This is a genomic window from Algoriphagus sp. AGSA1 (assembly GCF_021390545.1).
GTDB lineage: Bacteria > Bacteroidota > Bacteroidia > Cytophagales > Cyclobacteriaceae > Algoriphagus.
Genome location: NZ_JAJUWR010000028.1, coordinates 1 through 24,232, shown reverse-complemented (window position 1 = coordinate 24,232; position 24,232 = coordinate 1). Strand labels below are relative to the sequence as shown.

Genomic DNA, 24,232 nt, shown 5'->3' with positions numbered 1-24,232 from the left:
GTAGCCTGCAAAGCTAAGATAATTGCCAATTTTGGCTAATTAAGAAGCGGGTTTTTAAGCAAACCTTTAGTGTAATTCATCAGTTTAACCTAATGCATGCTTGCTTGAGTCCTCTTTCCGGGTTTTTCCGAAAAAAAAACGAACTTTGAAAGATTTCCCAAAGTTAACTTCCCTAATTAGCCCACAGCTCAGATTCCTTATGAAAAAACATTGCGTAGAACTCCATCTTACCGGCCAGTTTTCACAATTTTTTTTGGATTATATAAATGGAAAGGAGGAGCTGAAATCATTTTATGAACATTCACCTTCCTTGGAAAGCTTCAAGAAAGCAATAGCACAAAGGGGGTTTCCTGAACACGGCCGTCAGGTGCTGGTAGAAGTACTCCAAGACCAATACGCTTCTTTGGAAGTAAGTAGTGCTGTTTCAGCTAACATTGGGGCATTGGATTCTTCCCGGACATTCACAGTGACTACGGGGCATCAGCTCAATTTGTTTACAGGGCCGTTGTACTTTGTCTATAAGATTGTTTCCACGATAAATCTCGCCAAGAGATTGTCCGGGGAATATCCTGAAAGCAGGTTTGTGCCCGTTTACTGGATGGCTACGGAGGATCATGATTTTGAGGAGATCAATTATTTCAGGTTTGACGGGAAGAAATATCAGTGGAAGTCTGGGCAGACTGGTGCTGTTGGGGATTTTGAACTGGATGCTTCCTTTAGAGAATTCTTGGAATCTGTACCTTTTGCTCCGGGGTTTTTTCGGGAGGCATATTCTACATCCAAAACCTTGGGAGAGGCCGTGAGGAAATATGTGAATCACATTTTTGGAGATGAGGGATTAGTAATAGTGGATGGAGATGATCCCAGGTTAAAGCGCGAATTCACAGATGTGATTCTTTCAGATCTTTTTGAGCATCAGCCCTTCGAGAAGGCATCTGCCTCCACCAAAGCACTGGAAGAATTAGGTTATGGTAGTCAGATATTTCCCCGTGAAATTAATTTGTTTTACAAGGACAAAGGAGTGCGGGAGCGAATTGAAAAGATGGAGTCAGGATTTGGTGTAGTGAACACGGAATTGCGGTTTACAGATGATGAGATGAAAGCTTTGGTAAAGGAGCATCCGGATCGATTTAGTCCAAATGTGGTTTTGCGCCCGCTGTATCAGGAAATAATTCTCCCAAACCTGGCTTATCTGGGGGGACCCGCAGAAGTGGTTTATTGGTTGCAGTTAAAAGAAGTTTTTGCTCATTTTCAGGTTCCTTTTCCGGTTTTATTGCCTAGAAATTTCGCTTTGATCCTTCCCAAGAAGGTACTGCGAAAAATGGAGCAAATGAATTGGGGGGTAGAAGATCTGTTCATTGATCTTGAGCAGTGGAAAAAGTCATTTGTAAAAGCTGAGGCCAGCATGGATGTGGAATTGACTAAGCAAAAAGAGGTGGTCTCTGCTCTTTTTGATGCCAAAGGGAAGGAAGCGGCTTATTTGGAGAAAAGCCTTGAGAATTCCTTTGAAGCAGGAAAAGTAAGGGCTTTGAAGATTTGGGACCAGATGGCAAGAAAGCTGCGAAAGGCTGAGGAGCGCAGGTTACGGATTCAGATTGAACGTGCCTGTTGTATTCATGAGATCCTAAAACCTGGTGGAAGTCCACAGGAACGGGTAGTGAATATGATGCAGTTTTACCTGAGTAATCCTGAGTTGATTTCGGAGCTTTTGGCATGTTTTGATCCGCTTGATTTTCGGATGATAGTGTTGGAAGATGGGGCTTGATAAGCAACATATCAGAGATAAGTACAGGAAGCTAAGAGCGGGACTGAGTGACGAGGAACTAGCGCAAAAATCCCAACAGATTACTTGCCGGGTAAAAGATTTTATTTCCTCGCATCCTGAGCTTTCCCATTATCACTTATTTTTTCCGATTGCAAAGCAGCGGGAAATCAACACCTTTCCTATCAAGGATTTTTTGGATTCAGAAGGTGCCTCTGTCTATACTTCCAGGGTTTCACAACATGCTGTCGTGATGGAAACTTTGAAATTGAACCCTGACACCCGCTTTGAATTGGATTCCTGGGGAATACCTTTGCCGCTGGATTTTGAATTGGTTGATTCATCCGGGATCCAGGCTATTTTTATCCCTTTATTGGCTTTTGATAAATCAGGGAATAGAATAGGTTTTGGAAAGGGGTACTACGACTCTTTTTTAAGTCAATTGCCCCCCTTTGTTCTGAAAGTGGGATTGAGTGTTTTTCCGCCAGAATACCATATCCCGTCAGAATCGCACGATATCCCATTGGATTATTGTATTACACCAGAAAATATCCTTATTTTTTGATCTTAATCTTAAACGATCAAGTATGCGTGTATCTGTTATAGTCTTGTTTATCTTGTTTTTGATGATGGGATTGACCACTGAACGAGCAAGTGCCCAAATGAGAGATTATAACACTATGGTGGGGGTAGTAGGGGGAACCAACCTTGGTGGAACGGTCAAACAGTTTATTTCCCAGCCAGGTGCAGTGGATCTGCTTGTCTATAGAAGGTGGAAAGGTACTGTTGCGGCTCTACTTTATGAGCATCATTTCAACATTACTGAATTCCGCGGATTGGAATGGTTTGCCGGTGGAGGGGCGCATTACGGGGTTTGGAAAGATGGAAAAGGCGAGCCGCCGTGGGTGTATAGGATTGATCAGGATTACAAGCCCTTTGGTGTGGATGCTATTGTGGGGTTGGAGTACAATTTCCATCTAAGCAATTTCTATCTGGGTCTTTATTGGAAGCCTGCATATAATTTTCAAGACTTCACTGATTTCTGGGGGGATGAAGCTGCCTTTACGTTAAGGTATGCGCTATAAGGTATGCGTTATAAAGAGTGAATCGGGATCGGGAGCTGGCAGCGGGCTCCCGCCGTTTGTTTAAACGCCTACATTTTTAGAAGCATTGAAGTAAAACTAAAATTGAATTTCTTATTACTGCTCAAAGACCGCATCGGTCTCCTGTCCTTGATTTTTCGTTTCCTAGGTGGCAGGCGTCCATTGAGGATAGCCAAATTAAAGTGGTAAAGGGACATTTGCCATGAAGAATGGAGGCATAGGAAGTCAATTTTGACTGAATTGTCGTCACAGTTTCAGTTCTACTGTAGCTGATATAGGAGCATGAATTAGCTATTGTTTACTAGGTACAATTGTTCATATGAAAAATACAATTTGATCTCATTTTTTCCCCCTTTGACGTGGAGAATAGGATGGAATATAATTTTCATTTCATGATTTAAAATATTAATTACATTTTAAACCATTTTTTTGAATATATACGTTTTACTATTGAATATGTGTCCAAAAAATACCCATGATTTTTTTAAATGAATAAATTTTTTGACTAAATGAATAGATTTTTACCCTGTGGTTAATTTTTTAAAAAAAATTTCGAAAATTTTAATGTTTTTTATTATATAGATTTTCAGAATATAATTCTGTTTTCGACATTAAATTTTGTCCTAGCATATATTTTTTTAATGTTTAATAAGAATGGGCGAATTATTAACTTGATAAGGCTATTTATATGGCATAAGGCTCATTGATTTACTATTTTGACCACATATTTTTATCAAATCAATATTTATTATTGATTTGAAATTTATTAATGTTTTAAATTGTGTTTAAACTATTTTTTATATAATATAAACAATATGACTGAACGTGATGCATACATTTTTTTATTCAGTTGAAACCGATTTTATTTAGGAACCAACCAAATAAATACCTTATGAGAAAAATTTTACTAGGCGTTGTCTTGCTCCTGTTTACTAGCCTCTGCCATGAGGCTTTGGCGCAACAGAGGGAAATTACCGGGACGGTAATTTTCGAAGAAGACGGAACCACCTTACCGGGGGTGACCGTGGTTTTGAAAGGGACATCAACGAGTACTGCAACAGATGTAGATGGACGGTACAGCTTATCTGTACCATCTTCTGGAGGAGTTCTTGTGTTTTCCTTTATTGGTCTCCAATCCAAAGAAGTACAGATTGGAGAAGGCAATGTACTTGACATTACAATGGTTTCGGATGTGACACAATTGAGTGAAGTAATTGTCTCAGGTGTCGCTGGTGCAATTACGCGGGAGAAGCTCACGGTTTCAGTTACGAAAGTAGGAGCAGATCAACTTAATAGAGTGCCTGCGCTTTCGATAGCCTCGGCACTAACCGGAAAAGTGGCCGGTTTGAGGACGTCTTCTGTAGGCGGGGCTCCGGGCCAGCAAGTGGACATGTTGCTTCGAGGTGACAACGTCTTGAATGTAAGTGCAGGCCCGCTGATATTGGTGGATGGGATAATTATGAACGGTAGTCTTGCCGACCTTAACGTGGATGATGTGGAGTCTATGGAGGTGATCAAAGGTGCAGCGGCATCGGCCTTGTATGGTTCCCGTGCGGGTAATGGCGTGATCGCCATCACCACTAAGCGGGGGAAGGGCATCGCAATGGGCGCTCCTGAGGTGTCCATTAGAAATGAAGTGGGTTATCAAGAGCTTCAGCACTATTTGGAAACGTCCAAAGGGCATATGTATGAACTCGCCGACGATTGGCAGGATTATCAGGGGCAGTTCACAAAGTACGCCGGAGTTACCTATCCCTCAGGCTATACCGGTGGATATAGTCCTGAAATTTCAGGAAGCAGAAGTATAAAAGAGGACGGGTATATGGACAATCCTTATGGGGTGTATCGCTTCGATCCCGCAGATGTGTTTAAACGGGGAAGTTCGATGACTAATTACGCCAGCGTGTCCAATAGGTCAGAGAAAAACAATGTTTTTCTATCCTTTGAAAACAATGTGCAGAATGGCGTGGTGCAATACCGCGACGGATTCAAGAGGCAAAACTTCCGCTTCAATATCGACCAAGAAGTAACCCCTTGGTTGAGGGTCAGTGCCACTAACCTGTATATCAACCGGTGGATACAGCAACCATCAGGTATTTTCTATGCTGTGGCCCGTATGGAACATGATATGGATTTGTTTGCCCTAAATCCGGATGGTCAGCCATATAACTTGAGGATCAATCACTTTAACGGAGAGGTGACGAACCCTTTGTATCCTCTTTATAAAAGTGAGGACAATAGGCATTCTCGCAGATGGATGGGTAATTATACAGCCAATATTGAGTTTACCAGTTGGCTTAATTTGGACTTGACCCAGACATTTGAAATTGAAAATTACAGGAGAGAGTTGATCAATCCGAAGGATACTTGGAATACACAGGGTGTGTACACTAATGGTAGTCTCAGACATGAAAGCAGTGAGACTACTACACAAAACAGCCAAGCTACCCTTAATTTTAATAACAAGTTTGGGGATTTGATTCTTAGGGGAAAATTGTCCTATCTATACGAAAACCGTCATTATGAATCAACTTTTGTTAGTTCTTCTGTATTTAAGGTTTCGGATATTGAGGCTTTCAATAACTTCGAATCGATCAATAGTGCCGGTTCAAGTAAGACCAATGAAATAGCCCAGAACTATTTCGCCATCCTGGGGCTGGACTTCAAAGATCGATACTTGTTTGACGGAATGTTTCGGTATGATGGATCCTCGCTTTTTGGTCCTGATGCCCGCTGGAATCCTTACTATCGGCTTTCCGCCGCATACCGTATTTCCGAGGATATCCAGATCAACGGTGTGGATGAATTGAAATTGAGGGCTGCACATGGTACCGCTGGGATACGTCCCGACTTCAGTTGGCAGTATCAAATCTTCAATCTGTCCCAGGGTAACGCCACGAAATCCCAAGATGGTAATAGGGAGTTGAAGCCTTCACAAACTAGGGAGACTGAAATTGGCTTAAATATTAGTTTCCTAAAGAAATTCAATTTTGAAGCTACTTACGCTCAATCTAATACCACAGACCAGTTTCTTAATGTATCGCTTATCCCATTCTTAAGTGGAGGGTACAACAGCCAATGGCAGAATGCCGGTGCGATCGAATCTAAAACGTTTGAGTCGTTGTTTGGGGCAGATTGGGTAAGGACTCCCAAATTTTCATGGAACTCAAATATTGTCTTCTCTAGAGTCCGTCAAAAAATCACCGAGCTGCCCATTCCCGCTTATTGGCTAAGTCCTGTGAGTGGTGATGTGACCGCGTTTCGTGTAGCTGAAGGTGAGACATACGGAGCCATATATGGTCACAGAATGGTTAGAACCTTGGAGGAGATGTCGGCTCAGCTCCCGGAAGGCAGCTCGATCAATGATTATGTCATAAACAGTGAGGGCTATGTGATCCCTGCCGGAACTGAAGGTACCCGGGATGAGCTGCCAATACTCTATCAGGAGAATGGAGAGACTTGGCTGGGTAAAATCGGGGACGGCAATGCTAAGTTTAATATGGGGATTGCCAATACCTTTGATTTCAACGGGCTCTCTTTATATGTCTTGTTAGACTGGAAAAATGGCGGTGATGTGTATAATAGTAACGATCAGCGTCTAGCATTTAACAATATCAGCAAAAGGCAAGATATGACGGATGTGCCTGATGGTGAGAAGAAAGCCGCTTCTTACTGGACGGTAGGGATGTATGATGCGAACTTTGCCAATGAGTATTGGGTAGAGGACGCAAGCTATCTGAAGCTAAGAGAGGTGGCCATAGGCTACACCATACCTGCAAAAAGCTTTAGCAGGATCTTCAATGGAACCATTAAGGGGTGCACAATTAAGGCGGTAGGCAGGAACCTACATACCTTTACGGGCTATTCGGGCTATGATCCGGAGGTAGGTACGATAAGACAGCCAATAGATGGTATTGGGGCCAGCCCAATCTATCGTTCTGTGGCTTTCTCATTAGGATTTACATTGTAATAACAAAAAGACTTTAGTTTTATGAAAAAGATAAATAAATATCTGTTTGTCATGGCAATTGCAGCAACAGTGTTGTTGCAGGGTTGTGAGGACTTGGATGTTCCCAATGAGAATAACCCGGATTTTGATCAGGTATTGGCTACGCCTGCGGATGTGGAAACAGTGGCCGCTAGTATCTACAATACGGTATTTAGTGGTGAACACCGAGTAGGAGGTGTGCAGGCCATGTTGGCAACCGCTGCGGATCACGTGACCTGTTCTTGGGGTAATTTCGGAATGCGTGATATGTCCTGGGAACCCCGGGATATGGCTTGGGACAACTCCCCGGCGTATTCGAATCAGGGTTATACAAAATACTCGTATGATCAATGGTACTCCGCAATAGGATCCGCTACTGATGTATTGACTGCTATTGATATTAATGGGATGGTAGTTGAAGTTGGTGGGGTAGATCAAACCGTCCGTGCCAGGGCGTTTGCCAAATTTGGACTGGGACTGGCTTACGGAAACCTTGCTTTGGTGTTTGACAAGGCACACGTTGTAGATGAGAAAACAACGGTTGAGCCTGTCATTGAAACAGCTCTTCCCTATCAGGAAGTAGCTGCCGTTGCGATAGCTTACCTTGAAGAGGCCTTGGCGCTATCCGATGCGTCTTTTGAAATCCCCGGAGGCTGGCTGGGTAGCAGCACACCTGTAAGCAGTGCCGATTTCCAAAAAATCATCAATACTTCTATAGCTCGGATCATGTCGTATCTACCTAGAAACAGTGCAGAGCTCGCTGCTGTGGATTGGCAACAGGTGAAGACCTTCGCCGATAATGGCATCACTTCGGATTGGATTGTTGAAATGGATGGTACAAACAGGTGGTATTTTGAGGCTGGTGATTATTTGACTTATCCAGGTTGGGGACGAACAGATATGTATGTGGCTCACCTCATGGAGCCATCTTTGCCTCAGCATTGGGAGGATGATCCTACTTTCCCTCACCCTGCAGAGCCAACTGATCCCATGGATAAAAGATTGGAAACCGATTTCCAGTATATGGCCTCCAATGATTTTCTGGCGGCTAGAGGGTATTATCACTTTTCTGCTTATAGGTTTAAGCGGTATGACAACATCTATACTAACTCTATAGGCCCAAAAGCTACGGTGATGCTGGAAGAAAATAACTTGATAAGAGCTGAAGCAAGAGCGTATTTGGGTGGGGCGGAATTGAGTGATGCGGCTAATATTATCAATGCGGGAAGTCGCGTTGCCAGGGGAGAACTCACTCCTGTGGCAGCAGATCTTGATGAGATTATCGATGCCATTCACCATGAGCGGCATGTAGAGCTATATACTACCGGGTGTGGGCTACAGTTCTACGAAATGAGAAAACTAGATCTTTTGCAAGAAGGGACTCCTTTGCATCTTCCCATTCCCGGCCGGACTCTGGAGCTCTTTGGGGTAAATCAGTTTTATACCTTCGGAACAACCGCCAATGCAGATGGTATAGGTACCTCTAATAGTGGATGGAGATAGCCAAGGTTTGTGTGATTGTGTCAATAGGATTGGGTTGTCTCAAAACCTCAAATAAAAAATTGAGACGATAGTGTTAAAAAAAAGGGGCTGATTTTACAAATTCAGCCCCTTTTATTGTCTTGGCGGATGCAGTGCACAAAACAGATACGGGCACGAGTATAGGAGCTTCGGCAAAGGGCTTTGTTGCAGGAGGATTACAAGGCCTTTGGTGTGGATGCTATTGTGGGGTTGGAGTACAATTTCCACCTAAGCAATTTCTATCTGGGGCTTTATTGGAAGCCTGCATATAATTTTCAAGACTTCACTGATTTCTGGGGGGATGAAGCTGCCTTTACGTTAAGGTACGCACTATAAGGAATGAATCGGGATCGGGAGCTGGCTCCCGCCGTTTGTTTAAACGCCTACATTTTTCTTAGAAGCATTGAAGTAAAACTAAAATTGAATTTCTTATAACTGTAAAAAGACCGCGTCGGTCTCCTGTCCTTGATTTTTCGTTTCCGAGGTGGCAGGCGTCCATTGAGGATAGCCAAATTAAAGTTGTAAAGGGACATTTGCCATGAAGAATGGAGGCATAGGAAGTCAATTTTGACTGAATTGTCGTCACAGTTTCAGTTCTACTGTAGCTGATATAGGAGCATGAATTAGCTATTGTTTACTAGGTACAATTTTTCGTATGAAAAATACAATTTAATCTCATTTTTCCCCCTGTGACGTGGAGGATAGGATGGAATATAATTTTCATCTCATGATTTAAAATATTAATTATGAATTAAACCATATTTTTAATAATTCTCATTTTTTAACTAAATATAGAATAAAAAATTACCCTTGATTTTAAATTTTGTATTAAATGGAAAGGAATATGATTAAATTTTTACCCTATGTTTATTTTTTTTAATAATTTTTTTAAAATTTTTATTTTTTTTAAAAAAATGGATTTTCAGAATATAATTCTGTTTTTGAGGCCAAATTTTATATTAACATGCATTTTTTGATGTTTACTAGAAATGGACGGATTATATACTTGGGAAGGCTATTTATAGGATATAATAGTCAGTAATTCATAGTTTTAACTAGATATTATTGCTAAATGAATATTTTGTATTGATTTATTATATATAAAATATATTAATTGTATTAAACATATTTTTTATATAAAATAAATTATAAACTTAAGTTAGATATGTGCATTTTTTTATTCAGTTGAAAGCGATTTTATTTAGGAATCAACCAAATAAACACCTTATGAGAAAAGTTTTACTAAGTGTTGTCTTGCTCCTGTTTACAAGCCTCTGTTTTGAGGCTTTGGCGCAACAACGGGAAATTACCGGGACGGTAATTTCCGAAGAGGACGGCCTCGGTTTGCCTGGGGCAACCGTCATTGTAAAGGGAACTACGCTGGGAACTACCACCGATCTGGATGGTAGTTATTCCATTACGGTTCCGGAAGGTTCGGATGTATTGATTTTTTCTTTTGTAGGATTAAAATCCTCGGAAGAAGTAATAGGTAACCGAACGATTATTAATGTCACTCTTATGACCGATGCAGCACAACTAAATGAAGTAGTTGTGACGGCGATTGGTGTTGAGAGAGAGAAAAAGGCTTTGGGCTACGCAGTTACCTCCGTTGGCAGTGAGCAACTGGAAAACAGGCCTGAGCAAGACGTAGCCCGCGTACTGCAGGGGAAGGTGCCTGGAGTAAATATTACTTCTACAAACGGAATGTCGGGGTCAGGTACGAACATGATAATCAGGGGATATTCCTCGGCTACCGGTTCTAATCAGCCCTTGTTTGTAGTAGATGGTGTCCCATTTAATACTAACACAAACGCGACCAATAGTTTTACTACTGGTGGAGCAGCGACTTCCTCCCGTTTCTTGGATATTGATCCAAACAATATCGAGAGTATGTCAGTGTTGAAAGGCTTGTCCGCTACTGTTCTGTACGGTGATCAGGGTAGAAATGGAGTAATATTGATTACTACCAAATCAGGTTCTTCCAAGCGTAAAATCGCTGAGGTGACCATCAACCAGTCTTTCTTTTCAAATAAGGCTGCGTCTCTGCCTACATTTGGTACTGAGTATGGAAATGGTTTCCAACAGGCTCCGGGTTTCTTCTTTTCCAATTTTGGGCCTAGATTGGATGAAGGGCTAACTATCAACCATCCAATCGCCTCATCCTCTGTGGCTGCAATCAGAAATGCATTCCCAGAGTTTTGGGTGGATGGTATAGTGGGAGGAACTCCCATCCAGTATGAATATAAAGCTTATGCAGATCCTTCGGAAGTCTTTTTCCGAACTGGATTAGTGAGCAATTCCTCGGTGCAGATCAATGGTGGCTCGGACAAAACCGGCTATAGTGCAAGTTTTGGTTATACAGATGATGAGGGTTTTACTCCTGGCAATAAATTGGTTAAATACAATTTTGGCTTAGGGGTGAATTCAGCTGTCACGGATAAATTGAGTATCAACTCCTCGTTTACTTTTGCCATTACAGATCTTGAGACACCTCCTGTAAATGCAGCGCGGGGTTCCGGGCCTGATAATGGTGTGCCTTCTGTATTTGCACATGTCCTTTATACACCGAGGTCGGTGGATCTTGGAGGGTTGCCATTCGAAAATCCAGTAGATAACAGCTCGGTTTACTTTAGAGGGGGAAATGATATTGTGAATCCGCTTTGGCTGGTGAAATATTACAAAAATACCTCTGACGTAAAGCGTTTTTTCAACGCTACTTCCTTGGTTTATGATTTCAACGACAATTTCTCGGCTACTTATAGACTTGGTTTGGACACCTATTCTGAATTGCAAGAAGCCATGTATAATAGGGGGGCAGGTAGCGGTACTGCAGCTGTTCAATCCGGCTACTATCGGTCAATTAATATCGCAAACACAATCTGGAATCAAGATCTAGTGTTTAATTGGAAGAAGGAGTTTACAGATAAGATCGGTTTCAGTGCTTTGTTGGGGGGAAATAGCAGATATGATACTTACTCTCAAAATGGAATTGCTTCGCAGGGACAGCTGGCTTTTGGGTTGTTTAGGCACAATAACTTCACGAGTTCAGCTTCGACAGAGCCTTCTGCATTTGGAGGAAGAAGTTTGAACACCACTGAAGAGCAGAGAAGGCTAGGGGTGTATGGAACGGTTACGTTGGATTATTCCAGCTTTCTGTATCTAAATATCTCTGCAAGGAATGACTGGACTTCAACGGTTGAGGAAGATAATAGAAGGATTTTATATCCAGGGGCTTCTGTTTCCTTTATTCCAACTTCAGCTTTTAATTGGAATTCTACTGCATTGAATGAGCTGAAATTGAGATTGGGTTATGGGACCTCTGCGGGTTTTCCACCCCCTTATCGTACACGAAACACATTAGATCAGAACGCAATAGCATTTGCCAGAGACGGTTCTGTGACTCAGACTCACTCTGTTTCTAATGAGTTGGGGAATCCAAACATAAAACCTGAACTAATCGAGGAATTGGAATTTGGAGTGGAGGCAGCAATGTTTACCGGAAGATTGAATTTTGATCTCTCTTTGTATGAGAAAAACACCAATGATTTGATTACCGATTCTCCTATTGACCCAGCAACAGGTTTTACCACAACGCTTATTAACATAGGAAATATCAGGACCAGAGGTGTCGAATTTCAGGCTAATGTGAATCCAATCTCTTCCGCTTCAGGGTTCAGTTGGAACTCTATCGTAAACTGGAGCTTATATAGGTCTGTTACTACGGAATTGGGAGGTGGGCTGACTGAAGTTGTTGTTTCTGGCGGGACTGCATTAGGTAACTTTGCAATACCTGGAGAGCCGTTCAATGTCATTAAGGGAACTGGCTTTGCGAGAGATCCTGACGGAAATCCTATTGTACTTTCAGATGGTATATATCAGGCAGATCCAAATGTGAAAATAATTGGTGATCCTAATCCTAAGTGGACAGGTTCGTGGATCAATACATTCTCATTCAAAGGATTTACGTTGACGGCGATGATGGAATACCGACATAAGGGAGATGTGTATTCTACCACGGTGACATCTACACTGGCCAGGGGTGTGACCAAAGATCCTGTGGCGGATAGAGAACTTGCTTTCATAATGCCTGGAGTCAGGCAGGACGGCGTGAATGAAGACGGTACTCCCCGCTATATCAAAAATGATATCCAGATAAGTGCCTCTGATTATTTTTTCTCAGGCTATCAGGGCAGAACCAATGAGCCAAACCTTTTCGACGGTTCGACCATACGGCTTCGTGAAGTTTCCTTAGGGTATGAGTTGCCAAAGGGTCTGATTGCAAAGACGCCTTTTAAAAGAGCTTCTGTAGCGGTCAGCGGTACAAACTTGTGGTTTAAGGCACTTAATTTTCCTCCAAACATGAATTTTGACACAGATGTGTTGGGCACTGGCGTGGGCAATGGTCTTGGCTTTGATTTCGTAACCGGTCCTAGCTCCAGAAGATTTGGTGGAACTGTAACACTTACATTCTAATTCCCAAAAACTGATACTAAAATGAAAAGATATATATATAGTCTCATCTGCGCAGTAATGTTGCTCTTGGTTTCTTCCTGTGAGCTAGATCTATTGGATGATCCGAATAAAGTAACGCCATCCATAGCGTCACCTAATTTTCTGCTAAACCGCATTCAATTGGATTATAAAGATTTTTATAATGCATTGAGTAACTCAGGTATGAGCTTGACCCGAATTGTCAACCAGGGAAGTGCTCAATACGAAAGTGCCTATACCCCACAGTCGACAAATAGCTGGTGGTCTAATTCCTATGCCAATATTCTCGCCGATATTAATTTTCTGGTGCCATTGGCAGAGGAGCTAAACTATCAAAGGCATCTGGGCATCGCAAAAACAATTAAAGCAATGGTGCTTTTTAATTTGGTGGATTCATATGGTGATGTGCCATTAAGTGAGGCACTCGATCCTTTAAATTATTTCCCAAAGGTTGATCCAGGGGCTTCTGTCTATGAGGCGGCTTTTATCGCTTTAGACGAGGCAGCTTCGCATTTCACTGCAACTACCTTGATGGATACCACACCGCTAAACGATTATTACTATGGCGGGGATTATGCGAAATGGATTAGACTGGTGAACACGTTGAAATTGAGGTATTACCTTAATACTAAGTTGGTAAATGAAGCGACATCTACCGCTGGTATCAGTGCTTTGATTGCAGAGGATAATATGCTTAAAGCTGGCGATGATTTCGTATTCAGATTTGGAACTTCAAATGCTAACCCTGACTCAAGACACCCAAGCTTTACCGGATCATATACTTCAGGCGGAGGTACCTATCACTCTACCTACTACATGTGGCATATGACAGAGGCCAAAGGGTTTGATGATCCGCGAGCTCGATACTACTGGTATCGTCAGGTAACGGTAAATTCTATTAATCCTGATGAAATCGAATGTATCACACAGATTGCGCCACCTCATTACTTGGTAGGAAACTTTATCTATTGCCTTCCAGGCAAGAGGGGCTATTGGGGACGGGATCATTTGGATCCTGACGGTGTGCCGCCAGATGGCCTCAAGAGAACTGTGTGGGGATTGTACCCTGCAGGAGGCAGATTTGATGATGACTCAGCTTCACCTGTAAACAATCCTTCATTGGGAGCCCAAGGTGCTGGTTTGTACCCTATTATGCTGGCCGCATACGTTGATTTTATGTTAGCAGAGGCTGCTTTGACGCTTGATACAGATGCTGCTGCTGCTAAAACGTACATGCTTTCCGCTGTGAAGAAGCATATGGATTTTGTTACGGCTTTCGGAGAAGCTTCCAGAGAGGCTTCTAACATACTTGACTTCTATGATGAAGAGAATCGTAACATTGCTGAGGATGTTGCTGATTACCTTGACTATGTAGGCAGTGAATATGATGTTGCTTCTAACAAAATGTATATCATTGGCCGTGAGTATTGGTTGTCTTTGTATGGTAACGGTGTGGAGTCTGTAAATCTCTATAAGAGAACAGGGCAGCCACAAGGTATGCAGCCAGGTCTCGAAGAGGATCCGGGAGTATTCCCTAGATCGTTCTTGTACCCAAATAACTACATGGTCACGAATAACAATGCAGTTCAGAAACCAGGTCTGGGAGCGCAGGTGTTCTGGGATACCAATCCTGCCGGAAATGCTTGGGTTTATTAATCTCTTAAATTGATACAATATGAAAATCTTAAAATATAATTTAGGGATCTTATTAAGCGCTGCAGTGCTACTGAGTTCCTGCCGTGATTTTGTTGATCCGAATATTCCTTATTCTGAATTTGATACAGGAGCTTATTTGAGAACTATAGATAGAACAAGTGTGGATTTCGATTTCGCTGATCTTGGAAATTCTACGTTTGCTTTGACTCTGGAGGCGGTGGATATAGAGGACGGAGCTACTGTAGAGACGGTTGAGATCATGGTCCAACATAGAAGATTGATTCCTGACGTAGGCTTGGAGTATACCCCTACTGCAACTCCTGCATTGGTTAAGACTCTTCATCTGTCGGATTTTGCTCCTAATGATGATTCTCGGTTCTTGAGAACTAGCTTTGTGATCACGGCCGCTGAGGCTTTGGAAGCAATTGGCCTGACTGCCGATTATTTGGAGTGTGATGATGTTTTTGAATTCAGTTTAAACTTGACTGATAGGTTCGGCAGGTCTTTCAACAGAGAAAACGTATCCGGAAATATCGCAGGGGCACCATTCTATGATTCTCCGTTTCAGTATTTTGTGGATGTAGAATGTGAGTAGTCGCAATAGATAAGGATTGTCTAATTTGAGTAACAGGCAGCGTTGAAAAGCGCTGCCTTTTTCTGTTTTATTCAAGTAATCCTTGAGTGAAAGTTATTTTGGTATAATTGTGGGAAATTCTGATAGAAGTTTATTTAGACAAATGAAGAAGGAGCTTTCTGTAAAACTTGTGAGCAAGTACATCTTAAGGCTAATGGCTACTAAAGGGGGCTCTGTGTCCGTTCATCCAATTGAATCTGTTAGCTGCAGCATTACAGTTTTATTGTGTGGATTAAGAGTTTTGAACTTGGATTTCATTATAAATCAATACATATATTCGCAAAAGCAAATAAGCGATTTTTTATTGCGAATTTAAGGGCTTAGCTTTGGTTTCTTCTTTAAGAATCATTTATGGATAAGTTTTCTTATATCGCTAATGCTCACGTATCCTATATCGATGAGCTATACTCTTCTTACAAGAGTGACCCAGAATCAATCGACCCAAGCTGGAAGGAGTTTTTCGATGGCTTTGACTTCGCACTGACGAACTATGGTGAGGAAGTAAACGGAGCAGCTGCCAATGGAAAAGCGGCTGTTCCGGCAAAGAATGGGGCATTGGCTACCCCGGGCACCATCATGGACATGGAGCAGTTGCCAAAAGAAATCAAAGTAAGGGCGCTGATCCATGCATATCGCTCCAGGGCACATCTCCGATCAAAGACCAATCCGGTAAGAGAACGCCGTGATAGAAAGGCTTTGATCGATCCCCAGGATTTCGGATTGGGACAGGAGGATATGAACACGGAATTTCAGGCTGGAAATGAAATCGGGATCGGGACTTCAAAACTTTCCAAGATTTTGGATTCCCTGAAATCCATTTATGAAGGTTCGGTAGGTTTTGAATATCTCTATATACGCGATCCGGAAATGCTGGATTGGTTTAAGACGAAAGTCGAAAAAGAGGCATTGGCATTTAACCCAACCCAAGAGGATAAAAAGAGAATCCTGTCCAAGCTGAACCAGGCGGTGGTTTTTGAAAACTTTTTGCATACCAAATACCTTGGACAGAAGCGTTTCTCATTGGAAGGTGGCGAAAGCACTATTCCGTTTCTGGATGCGGTGATCAACACGTCTTCCCAACTAGGAGTAAAGGAAGTCATGATAGGAATGGCCCACAGGGGCCGTCTGAATGTCCTTGCCAATATTATGGGCAAAACCTACGAGCAGATTTTTTCCGAATTCGAAGGCACCGCCAAACCGGATCTCACTATGGGAGACGGCGACGTAAAGTATCACATGGGCTATTCCAGTGATATCGTGACTCCCGACAATAATAAGGTACACCTGAAACTTGCCCCAAATCCCTCACACCTAGAGGCTGTTGATCCGGTGGTAGAAGGCTTTCTCAGGGCAAAAATCGATTCGGAATACAAGGGGGATAAGACGAAAGCACTTCCAATCTTGATCCATGGTGATGCCGCAGTGGCGGGTCAGGGCATAGTATATGAAGTCACACAGATGGCTGACCTGAAAGGCTATAATACCGGTGGCACTATCCACTTCGTGATCAATAACCAGGTTGGTTTTACGACGGATTTTGATGATGCAAGGTCTTCTATTTACTGTACAGATGTAGCCAAGATAATCGATGCGCCAGTTATCCATGTGAATGGAGATAATGCTGAATCGGTCGTATTTGCAGCCAAGCTTGCGGCGGAATTCAGGCAGAAATTCGGTAGGGATATTTTTGTGGATATGGTTTGCTACAGACGTCATGGGCACAACGAGTCTGACGAGCCTAAATTCACGCAGCCTGAGCTTTATAATATTATCTCCAAGCATCCCAACCCCAGAGAAATCTATGTAAAGCGATTGACTGAGCGAGGAGATGTGGAAGCGAAATTAGCATCCCAGATGGATGAAGAATTCAGGCAATTGCTTCAGGACCGTCTCAATTTAGTAAAAGAGAAACCTCTTCCATATCAAGCCACCCGTTTTGAGGCTGCATGGAGTTCCTTAAGAAGATCCAAGCCTGAGGATTTTGACTATTCTCCTGAGACAGGGATTACTGAAGCTGTGATCGAAAAGGTAGCAGAGGCCCTAACCGTAATCCCTAAAGGATTCAAGCCCTTAAAACAAATTGAAGCACAGCTTAAGCAGCGGAAGGATATGTTCTTCCAGTCTAAAACCCTCAACTGGGCGGCAGCTGAACTGCTTGCTTATGGTTCTTTGACTTTGGAAGGGAAAACTGTGCGATTGACCGGACAGGATGTACAGCGGGGTACATTCTCACACCGTCATGCAGTCCTTCACGATGCTAATACCAATAAGGCCTATAATTCCCTCAAGGAAATGAAGGATAGAAAAGGAGAGTTCTACATTTACAACTCACTTCTTTCCGAATACGCCGTATTGGGTTTTGAATATGGCTATGCCATGGCCAACCCTAATTCATTGACGATCTGGGAAGCACAGTTTGGGGATTTTGCCAACGGTGCCCAGACGATGATTGACCAATTTATCACTTCGGGTGAATCAAAATGGCAAAAAATGAACGGACTGGTGATGCTGCTACCGCATGGCTACGAAGGCCAGGGACCTGAGCATTCCAACGCCCGCCCGGAACGTTTCCTACAGTTGGCAGCTGAATACAATACAATCGTTGCGAATGTGACTGAGCCTTCCAATTTCTTCCATTTACTCAGAAGGCAGCTTGCATGGGAATTCAGGAAGCCTTGCATAGTGATGTCTCCAAAGTCTCTTCTCAGACACCCTAAAGTGGTCTCTCCCCTGGCTGAATTCACCTCCGGGAAATTCCGTGAAGTGATTCCTGATACCACAGTTGCTGCCAAGGATGTGAAAAGAGTAGTGCTTTGCTCCGGCAAGGTGTATTATGACCTGGAGGAAGCCAGAGAAAAGGAAAAAATCAAGAATATCGCAATTGTTAGGCTAGAACAACTTCATCCGCTTCCTAAAAAACAGATTCTGGAAGTACTGGCGGGATATCCTGAAGCAGAAGTGGTCTGGGTCCAGGAAGAGCCATCCAATATGGGGTACTGGAATTATTTATTGAGATTGCTATACAAAGAAATCCCAATGGACGTAATCGCAAGGAAAGCAAGTGCATCTCCAGCTACAGGATACAATAAAGTCCATGTGGAAGAGCAGAAAAGCATAATTGCCCAAGCCCTGAAATTGAATTAATCACAGCTCTTTTTAATAAAGAACTCCAAAATAATCGTATCATTTTGTTCCTCTCTTTTTGACCATAAAAGAGAAAAAAAAGAAAACTTATGAGCAAAGAAATTAAAGTTCCGGCTGTAGGAGAGTCCATTACGGAAGTTACCATCGGCCAATGGTTTAAAAAAGACGGAGACGAGGTTCAGATGGATGAAGTCCTTTGTGAGCTGGAGTCTGACAAAGCCACATTTGAGCTTCCTGCCGAAGCTGCCGGAGTGCTGAGAATCAAAGCACAGGAAGGAGACGTGCTGGAAATAGGCGCTGTGATCTGTGAAATCGATGAGGCTGGTACTCCCGGTACATCAGAGCCTGCCAAAGCACCTGAACCTCAATCAAAAACTAAGGAGAAATCATCAGGTTCTAAGGCAACCGGCGAAGTTAAGGAAATGGTAGTGCCCACTGTTGGGGAATCCATCACAGAGGTAACCTTGGCAAACTGGATCAAATCGGATGGGGATTATGTGAAACTTGATGAGATTATCGCTGAGGTAGATTCAGATAAGGCAACTTTTGAATTGCCGGCAGAAGCATCCGGAATTCTCCGTCATGTAGCTCAGGAAGGAGACGTCTTGGAGATCGGTGGTATGATCTGTAAGATCGAGGTGACGGAAGGTGAGCCGGCAGCGGAAGCAGCTTCTGATCAGTCTTCCGCATCAGGAACAGATGTTTCTGGGAATACAAACTATGCCACGGGACATGCTTCCCCTGCGGCTTCCAAAATTCTGGCTGAAAAAGGAGTGTCACCTGAGTCCGTGAAAGGAACTGGAAAGGATGGGAGAATTACTAAAGAAGACGCTCAAAATGCCCAGAAATCCGCTCCGGCACCTACAAAAGCAGAGAGTGAACCTGCTGCGGCTTCCGCACCTGCTCCAGTGGCTGGTTCTAGGAACGAACGCAGAGAGAAAATGTCCTCTTTAAGAAAAACAGTTGCCAAGCGATTGGTTTCTGTGAAAAACGAGACGGCGATGTTGACCACTTTCAATGAGGTAAACATGAAGCCGATCATGGATTTGAGATCCAAATTCAAAGAACAGTTTAAAGAAAAACACGGTGTAGGGCTTGGGTTCATGTCTTTCTTCACCAAAGCTGTTTGTGTAGCCCTACAGGAATGGCCGGCTGTCAATGCTAAAATCGACGGTAACGAAATCGTGTACAATGATTACTGTGATATATCCATAGCGGTTTCTGCTCCAAAAGGATTGGTGGTTCCCGTAATTAGAAATGCTGAAACACTGAGCTTTGACCAAATAGAAAAGGAAGTGGTGAGATTGGCTGGAAAGGCGAGAGACAACAAGCTTTCTATTGAGGAAATGACAGGAGGTACCTTTACCTTGACCAACGGAGGGATCTTTGGCTCCATGATGTCCACCCCTATCATCAACGCACCGCAATCTGCGATCCTAGGTATGCACAACATCGTGCAGCGACCTATGGCCGTGAACGGGGAAGTGGTGATCTTACCTATGATGTATGTCGCTCTTTCTTATGATCACAGGATCATAGATGGCCGCGAATCGGTAAGTTTCTTGGTTCGGGTGAAGGAATTACTCGAAGATCCGACAAGATTGTTGTTTGGAGTTTAAAAAGTATCTAGTCACTAGTACAAAGTATCAAGAGCGGGAGTGCTTTCAAATGAGCTCATTGTAAGCACTCCCAATCCTGATACAATAGTATTTCAATTATAAGTAAGGGTAAGTCTTGATACTTGCTACTAACTACTAAAATCTAAAATAATGTACGACGTAATAGTAATAGGTTCTGGTCCGGGAGGATATGTAGCAGCGATACGCTGTGCGCAACTTGGTCTGAAAACCGCCATTATTGAAAAATACCCGACTTTGGGAGGTACTTGCTTGAATGTTGGCTGTATCCCATCTAAGGCACTTTTGGATTCCTCGGAGCACTTTCATAATGCAGAGCATACGTTCAAGACCCACGGGATCAATCTTAGTAATCTGAAGGTGGACTTGAAGCAGATGATCACCCGCAAAAATGATGTTGTAAAGCAGAATACAGACGGGATCCAATATTTGATGAAGAAGAATAAGATTGACGTTCATCAAGGTCTTGGTTCTTTTGTGGATAAAACTACCGTTAAGGTCACTAAGGATGATGGTACTTCCTCTGATATTCAAGGTAAAAATATCATCATCGCTACTGGGTCAAAGCCTTCATCTTTGCCATTTATCAAGTTGGATAAAGACCGGGTAATTACCTCTACTGAGGCTTTGAACTTGAAAGAAATTCCAAAGCATCTGGTGGTAATAGGCGGTGGGGTAATTGGTCTGGAGCTTGGTTCAGTCTATGCCAGATTGGGGGCGAAAGTTTCCGTGATAGAATTCATGGATTCTCTGATCCCTACCATGGATCGTACCATGGGCAAAGAACTTCAAAAATCCTTAAAGAAAATCGGTTTCGAATTTTATTTAAAGCATAAGGTCACCTCAGTTGAGAAGAAAGGTAAAGAGGTGACAGTAAAAGCGGAGGATCCTAAAGGAGAAACCGTAGAAGTAAAAGGTGATTATGTATTGGTTTCCATAGGAAGAAGACCTTATACTGACGGCTTGAATGCCGAAGCTGCTGGAGTGAAAATCACTGAAAGAGGACAAGTGGAAGTCAACGATCATTTACAAACTAATGTGCCAAATATCTATGGAATCGGTGATGTGATAAAAGGCGCGATGTTGGCCCATAAGGCGGAAGAAGAAGGAGTGTTTGTGGCTGAAACTATTTTGGGACAAAAACCACATATCAATTATAATCTGATTCCGGGTGTGGTCTATACTTGGCCTGAAGTAGCTGCTGTTGGATATACAGAAGAGCAATTGAAGGAAAAAGGGGTAAAATATAAGACAGGAAAATTTCCATTCATGGCCTCTGGAAGGGCAAGAGCCTCTATGGATACAGATGGGCTGGTGAAGGTATTGGCTGATGCCGAAACTGACGAGATCCTGGGTGTACATATGATCGGCCCTCGAACGGCTGATATGATTGCCGAAGCAGTAGTGGCAATGGAATATAGAGCTTCGGCGGAGGATATTTCCAGAATGTCTCATGCACACCCTACTTATACGGAAGCGTTTAAAGAGGCTTGTTTGGCGGCTACCGATAATAGAGCTTTACACATATAGTATTAATCTTGCTGTTTATAGCCATCCGGAGAGATTCGGATGGTTTTTTCTTTTTCAGGAAAATTGAGTTAATTCCATTATGAAGTTTAATATAGCAATTATAGGTGCCGGTAATGTCGCGTGGCACCTGGCACCGGCTTTAGAGGATGCAGGTCATGTCATTACGGAAGTATATGCGCGGTCTCTCAAAAGTGCGGAGAAAATCACTGGCCGGGTATATGCGGGAGAGCCGAAAGATGATCTGGATTTTTCTGCCAGTGAGGCAGAGATCTTCATAATGGCAGTTAAGGACTCTGCGATCCTTGATGTTGCTGATGAGATTATATTGCCTGAAAACTCCATTCTGGTTCATACCTCGGGTTCTGTAGGGTTAGATATATTGAACTATAGTTCGGCTACATATACAGGGATATTTTATCCCTTACAGACATTTACCAAAGGCAGAAAAATAGAATTCGACGAAGTGCCCTTCTTGCTGGAATCAGATGATGAGGAAACTTTACAAAAGCTGAAAAAGTTAGCTAAAAGCCTTTCTCCGTTGACATACCTAGTCAGGTCAAAGGATAGAAAAGCCATGCACATTGCGGCAGTTTTTGCAAGCAACTTCTCTAATCACATGATCAGGATCGCGGAGGAAGTAATGCACAGACAGGGGTTGGATTTTGAAATGCTCAAACCATTGATCATAGAGACTATTTCCAAGAGTCTGCAATTGGGTGCCAAGGTGGCCCAAACTGGCCCGGCAATGCGTGAGGACTATGAAACCCTGGAAGACCATCACCGATTTTTAAGCTACAATGAAAGCATTGCGGAAATCTACCGGCTCATCTCCCAAGATATTATTGATAGCTGATCAGTGTGACCAGGTGCCGAATTTCCCTATCTGATAATCTGCATAGAGATTTACGGAGTTGGTCTCCAGCTGTTATAGATCGATGTATATATAATAAACAAGGCTCTGATCAATTAACCCCTTCTCTTGGTCATTATTTTGGGATATCTTTTAGTCTGAGTTCAAACAAATCCGTTCTTCTATCCTTAAGATTCCTCACACTTCCAAATTCATTCAATTCTCTCAATAAAGAAATATCCACATCTGCGATTAAGGTCATTTCGCTATTGGGGGTAGCTTCTGCTTTGATTCCATTGCTCGGAAATGGGAAATCACAGGGAGTAATCACCATGGATTGGGCATATTGCATGTCCATGTTATGTACTTTCGGTAGATTGCCAACGCTCCCGGCCATCGCCACGTAGCATTCGTTCTCTATTGCCCTTGCCATCGCGCAGTTGCGGACACGGGAATAGCCATTTTGGGTGTCAGTCAGAAAAGGGATGAAAAGTATGTCCATGCCTTCTTCGGCTAGAAGTCTGCTCAGCTCAGGGAACTCTGCGTCATAGCAAATCAAAATGCCGATTTTCCCACAGTCGGTATCAAATGCCTTCAGCATGCTTCCGCCCTGCATTCCCCATACTTTGGCTTCTAATGGTGTTATATGGAGCTTTTCGTATGTTTCTATTGATCCGTCACGCTTGCAGAGATATCCTACATTGTAGAGCTTGTCATTTTTTATTTTCGGCATGGAGCCAGTGATAATATTGATGTTGTAAGAGACGGAGAGCTGCGCAAACCGCTTCACGATTTCGTCAGTATATTTGGCCAATCCCCTCACGGCCTGGGCTTCGCTGAGGTGATTAAATTCGGCCATCAACGGGGCGTTAAAAAGCTCAGGAAACAGCGCAAAATCAGAACGATATCCGGACACTGCATCTATGAAGTACTCTGCCTGCTGCATCAACCCATCCAGATTGTCATATAGCCGCATTTGCCACTGAATCAAACCTAGCCGTACAATGGTCTTATTGCTGGAGGCTTTTTTATTTGGTTTAGTATAAAAAATGTTATTCCATTCCAACAAGACCGCAAACTCACTGGATGCAGTATCACCTTCCAGATAATTTTTCATGATTCGGGTAGGGTGAAAGTCATTTGCCAGCTGAAAATTCAAGACCGGATCATGAATCTCTTTCATTTTCACCTTGTCCAGGTATTCTTTTGGCCCCATCTGCTCTGCGTATTTGTGATAATTGGGGATTCGCCCGCCAAAGACAATCCCCTTGAGGTTAAGTTTTTCACATAATTCCTTCCGATAATCATACAGTCTTCTGCCTAATCTCAATCCCCGGAATTCTGGTTTGATGAACACATCAATTCCGTAGAGCATGTCCCCTGCATTGTTGTGATTCTCAAAAGTGAAGTTTGTTGTAATGTCTCTATAAGTATGCTCTCCCTCCAATTCCGCATCATTAACAATAATTGAAAGCGCACAGCCTGCGAGTTGGTCGTTTATTTTGATAACCACCTGGCCTGATGGGAATTTATTGATCAGTGTTTCGATCTGACTCTCTTCCCAGTGGGAGCCTGGCATAGATCGGTATGCTTCTATCATGGCGGCCTTTAATGCCTTGTAGTCAGAGGGTTGGAGGTATGCGAGTGATATGTGTTCTACTTGGGTATTGTTCATAAACTAAAGGTCGGACAGTTATTGGGAATGTATCTTGAAAAGAAATGTTGGAGAAGGGTACATTCCGATATTCTATTGGAGATAGTAGCTAAGATAAACATATAAGCTACAACCAAAAAAGAGGCTGTCTCATATTGATGTTTGATAATTGAAGACAGCCTTTTTTATTCAATAGAGGCCGATTTCCTGATTTCGGCCTCTATTTTTTTGAATACCGTTTAATTTTATAGGAATCGGGATT

13 protein-coding genes are annotated in these 24,232 nt (G+C 42.8%); 12 read left to right on the top strand and 1 reads right to left on the bottom strand.

Features of this window, described 5'->3' with window-relative positions:
- Positions 1-199 precede the first annotated feature (199 nt).
- The 12 genes from bshC (at position 200) to LZF95_RS19680 (ending at position 22,319) form a co-directional block, all read left to right on the top strand.
- Complete coding sequence (gene bshC / locus LZF95_RS19735; RefSeq protein ID WP_233756784.1) at positions 200-1,765, top strand: bacillithiol biosynthesis cysteine-adding enzyme BshC; 1,566 nt, start codon at positions 200-202, stop codon at positions 1,763-1,765.
- The gene (locus LZF95_RS19730; protein WP_233756783.1) at positions 1,755-2,327 is read left to right on the top strand and encodes a 5-formyltetrahydrofolate cyclo-ligase; all 573 of its coding nucleotides are present in this window, start codon (positions 1,755-1,757) and stop codon (positions 2,325-2,327) included. Before bshC ends, LZF95_RS19730 begins: the two co-directional genes overlap by 11 nt.
- A 22-nt stretch (positions 2,328-2,349) precedes the next feature.
- The gene (locus LZF95_RS19725) at positions 2,350-2,847 is read left to right on the top strand and encodes a hypothetical protein (RefSeq protein WP_233756782.1); all 498 of its coding nucleotides are present in this window, start codon (positions 2,350-2,352) and stop codon (positions 2,845-2,847) included.
- Between the two features lie 910 nt (positions 2,848-3,757).
- Positions 3,758-6,835: a SusC/RagA family TonB-linked outer membrane protein gene (locus LZF95_RS19720; RefSeq protein ID WP_233756781.1), complete on the top strand. Its 3,078-nt coding sequence runs from the start codon at positions 3,758-3,760 to the stop codon at positions 6,833-6,835.
- A gap of 21 nt (positions 6,836-6,856) precedes the next feature.
- The gene (locus tag LZF95_RS19715; protein ID WP_233756780.1) at positions 6,857-8,356 is read left to right on the top strand and encodes a hypothetical protein; all 1,500 of its coding nucleotides are present in this window, start codon (positions 6,857-6,859) and stop codon (positions 8,354-8,356) included.
- Between the two features lie 1,245 nt (positions 8,357-9,601).
- Positions 9,602-12,847, top strand: a complete 3,246-nt coding sequence (locus tag LZF95_RS19710) for a SusC/RagA family TonB-linked outer membrane protein (RefSeq protein WP_233756779.1) — start codon at positions 9,602-9,604, stop codon at positions 12,845-12,847.
- 21 nt (positions 12,848-12,868) lie between these two features.
- Positions 12,869-14,521 (top strand): SusD/RagB family nutrient-binding outer membrane lipoprotein, encoded by a 1,653-nt coding sequence (locus LZF95_RS19705; RefSeq protein WP_233756777.1) that lies wholly within the window; start codon positions 12,869-12,871, stop codon positions 14,519-14,521.
- 19 nt (positions 14,522-14,540) lie between these two features.
- A complete protein-coding gene (locus tag LZF95_RS19700; RefSeq protein WP_233756776.1) occupies positions 14,541-15,116 on the top strand; it encodes a hypothetical protein in 576 nt (191 codons plus the stop codon).
- A gap of 390 nt (positions 15,117-15,506) precedes the next feature.
- On the top strand, positions 15,507-18,299 hold the full coding sequence (locus LZF95_RS19695; protein WP_233756774.1) for a 2-oxoglutarate dehydrogenase E1 component: 2,793 nt from the start codon (positions 15,507-15,509) through the stop codon (positions 18,297-18,299).
- Between the two features lie 89 nt (positions 18,300-18,388).
- Positions 18,389-19,918 carry a 2-oxoglutarate dehydrogenase complex dihydrolipoyllysine-residue succinyltransferase gene (odhB, locus tag LZF95_RS19690; RefSeq protein ID WP_233756772.1) on the top strand — a complete coding sequence of 510 codons (1,530 nt, stop codon included), beginning with the start codon at positions 18,389-18,391 and terminating at the stop codon, positions 19,916-19,918.
- A 150-nt stretch (positions 19,919-20,068) separates the two neighbouring features.
- Complete coding sequence (gene lpdA / locus LZF95_RS19685) at positions 20,069-21,466, top strand: dihydrolipoyl dehydrogenase (protein WP_233756770.1); 1,398 nt, start codon at positions 20,069-20,071, stop codon at positions 21,464-21,466.
- 79 nt (positions 21,467-21,545) lie between these two features.
- Positions 21,546-22,319, top strand: a complete 774-nt coding sequence (locus LZF95_RS19680) for a Rossmann-like and DUF2520 domain-containing protein (RefSeq protein ID WP_233756768.1) — start codon at positions 21,546-21,548, stop codon at positions 22,317-22,319.
- Between the two features lie 133 nt (positions 22,320-22,452).
- On the opposite strand, the gene LZF95_RS19675 is transcribed toward LZF95_RS19680, so the two are convergent.
- On the bottom strand, positions 22,453-23,991 hold the full coding sequence (locus LZF95_RS19675; RefSeq protein WP_233756766.1) for a bifunctional GNAT family N-acetyltransferase/carbon-nitrogen hydrolase family protein: 1,539 nt from the start codon (positions 23,989-23,991) through the stop codon (positions 22,453-22,455).
- Between the last annotated feature and the right edge of the window lie 241 nt (positions 23,992-24,232).

What these genes read in the sequence shown, in the direction of transcription:
- bshC (WP_233756784.1), top strand. Translation starts at nt 200, where the DNA reads ATGAAAAAACATTGCGTAGAACTCCATCTTACCGGCCAGTTTTCACAA.
- LZF95_RS19730 (WP_233756783.1), top strand. Translation starts at nt 1,755, where the DNA reads ATGGGGCTTGATAAGCAACATATCAGAGATAAGTACAGGAAGCTAAGA.
- LZF95_RS19725 (WP_233756782.1), top strand. Translation starts at nt 2,350, where the DNA reads ATGCGTGTATCTGTTATAGTCTTGTTTATCTTGTTTTTGATGATGGGA.
- LZF95_RS19720 (WP_233756781.1), top strand. Translation starts at nt 3,758, where the DNA reads ATGAGAAAAATTTTACTAGGCGTTGTCTTGCTCCTGTTTACTAGCCTC.
- LZF95_RS19715 (WP_233756780.1), top strand. Translation starts at nt 6,857, where the DNA reads ATGAAAAAGATAAATAAATATCTGTTTGTCATGGCAATTGCAGCAACA.
- LZF95_RS19710 (WP_233756779.1), top strand. Translation starts at nt 9,602, where the DNA reads ATGAGAAAAGTTTTACTAAGTGTTGTCTTGCTCCTGTTTACAAGCCTC.
- LZF95_RS19705 (WP_233756777.1), top strand. Translation starts at nt 12,869, where the DNA reads ATGAAAAGATATATATATAGTCTCATCTGCGCAGTAATGTTGCTCTTG.
- LZF95_RS19700 (WP_233756776.1), top strand. Translation starts at nt 14,541, where the DNA reads ATGAAAATCTTAAAATATAATTTAGGGATCTTATTAAGCGCTGCAGTG.
- LZF95_RS19695 (WP_233756774.1), top strand. Translation starts at nt 15,507, where the DNA reads ATGGATAAGTTTTCTTATATCGCTAATGCTCACGTATCCTATATCGAT.
- odhB (WP_233756772.1), top strand. Translation starts at nt 18,389, where the DNA reads ATGAGCAAAGAAATTAAAGTTCCGGCTGTAGGAGAGTCCATTACGGAA.
- lpdA (WP_233756770.1), top strand. Translation starts at nt 20,069, where the DNA reads ATGTACGACGTAATAGTAATAGGTTCTGGTCCGGGAGGATATGTAGCA.
- LZF95_RS19680 (WP_233756768.1), top strand. Translation starts at nt 21,546, where the DNA reads ATGAAGTTTAATATAGCAATTATAGGTGCCGGTAATGTCGCGTGGCAC.
- LZF95_RS19675 (WP_233756766.1), bottom strand. Translation starts at nt 23,991, where the DNA reads ATGAACAATACCCAAGTAGAACACATATCACTCGCATACCTCCAACCC.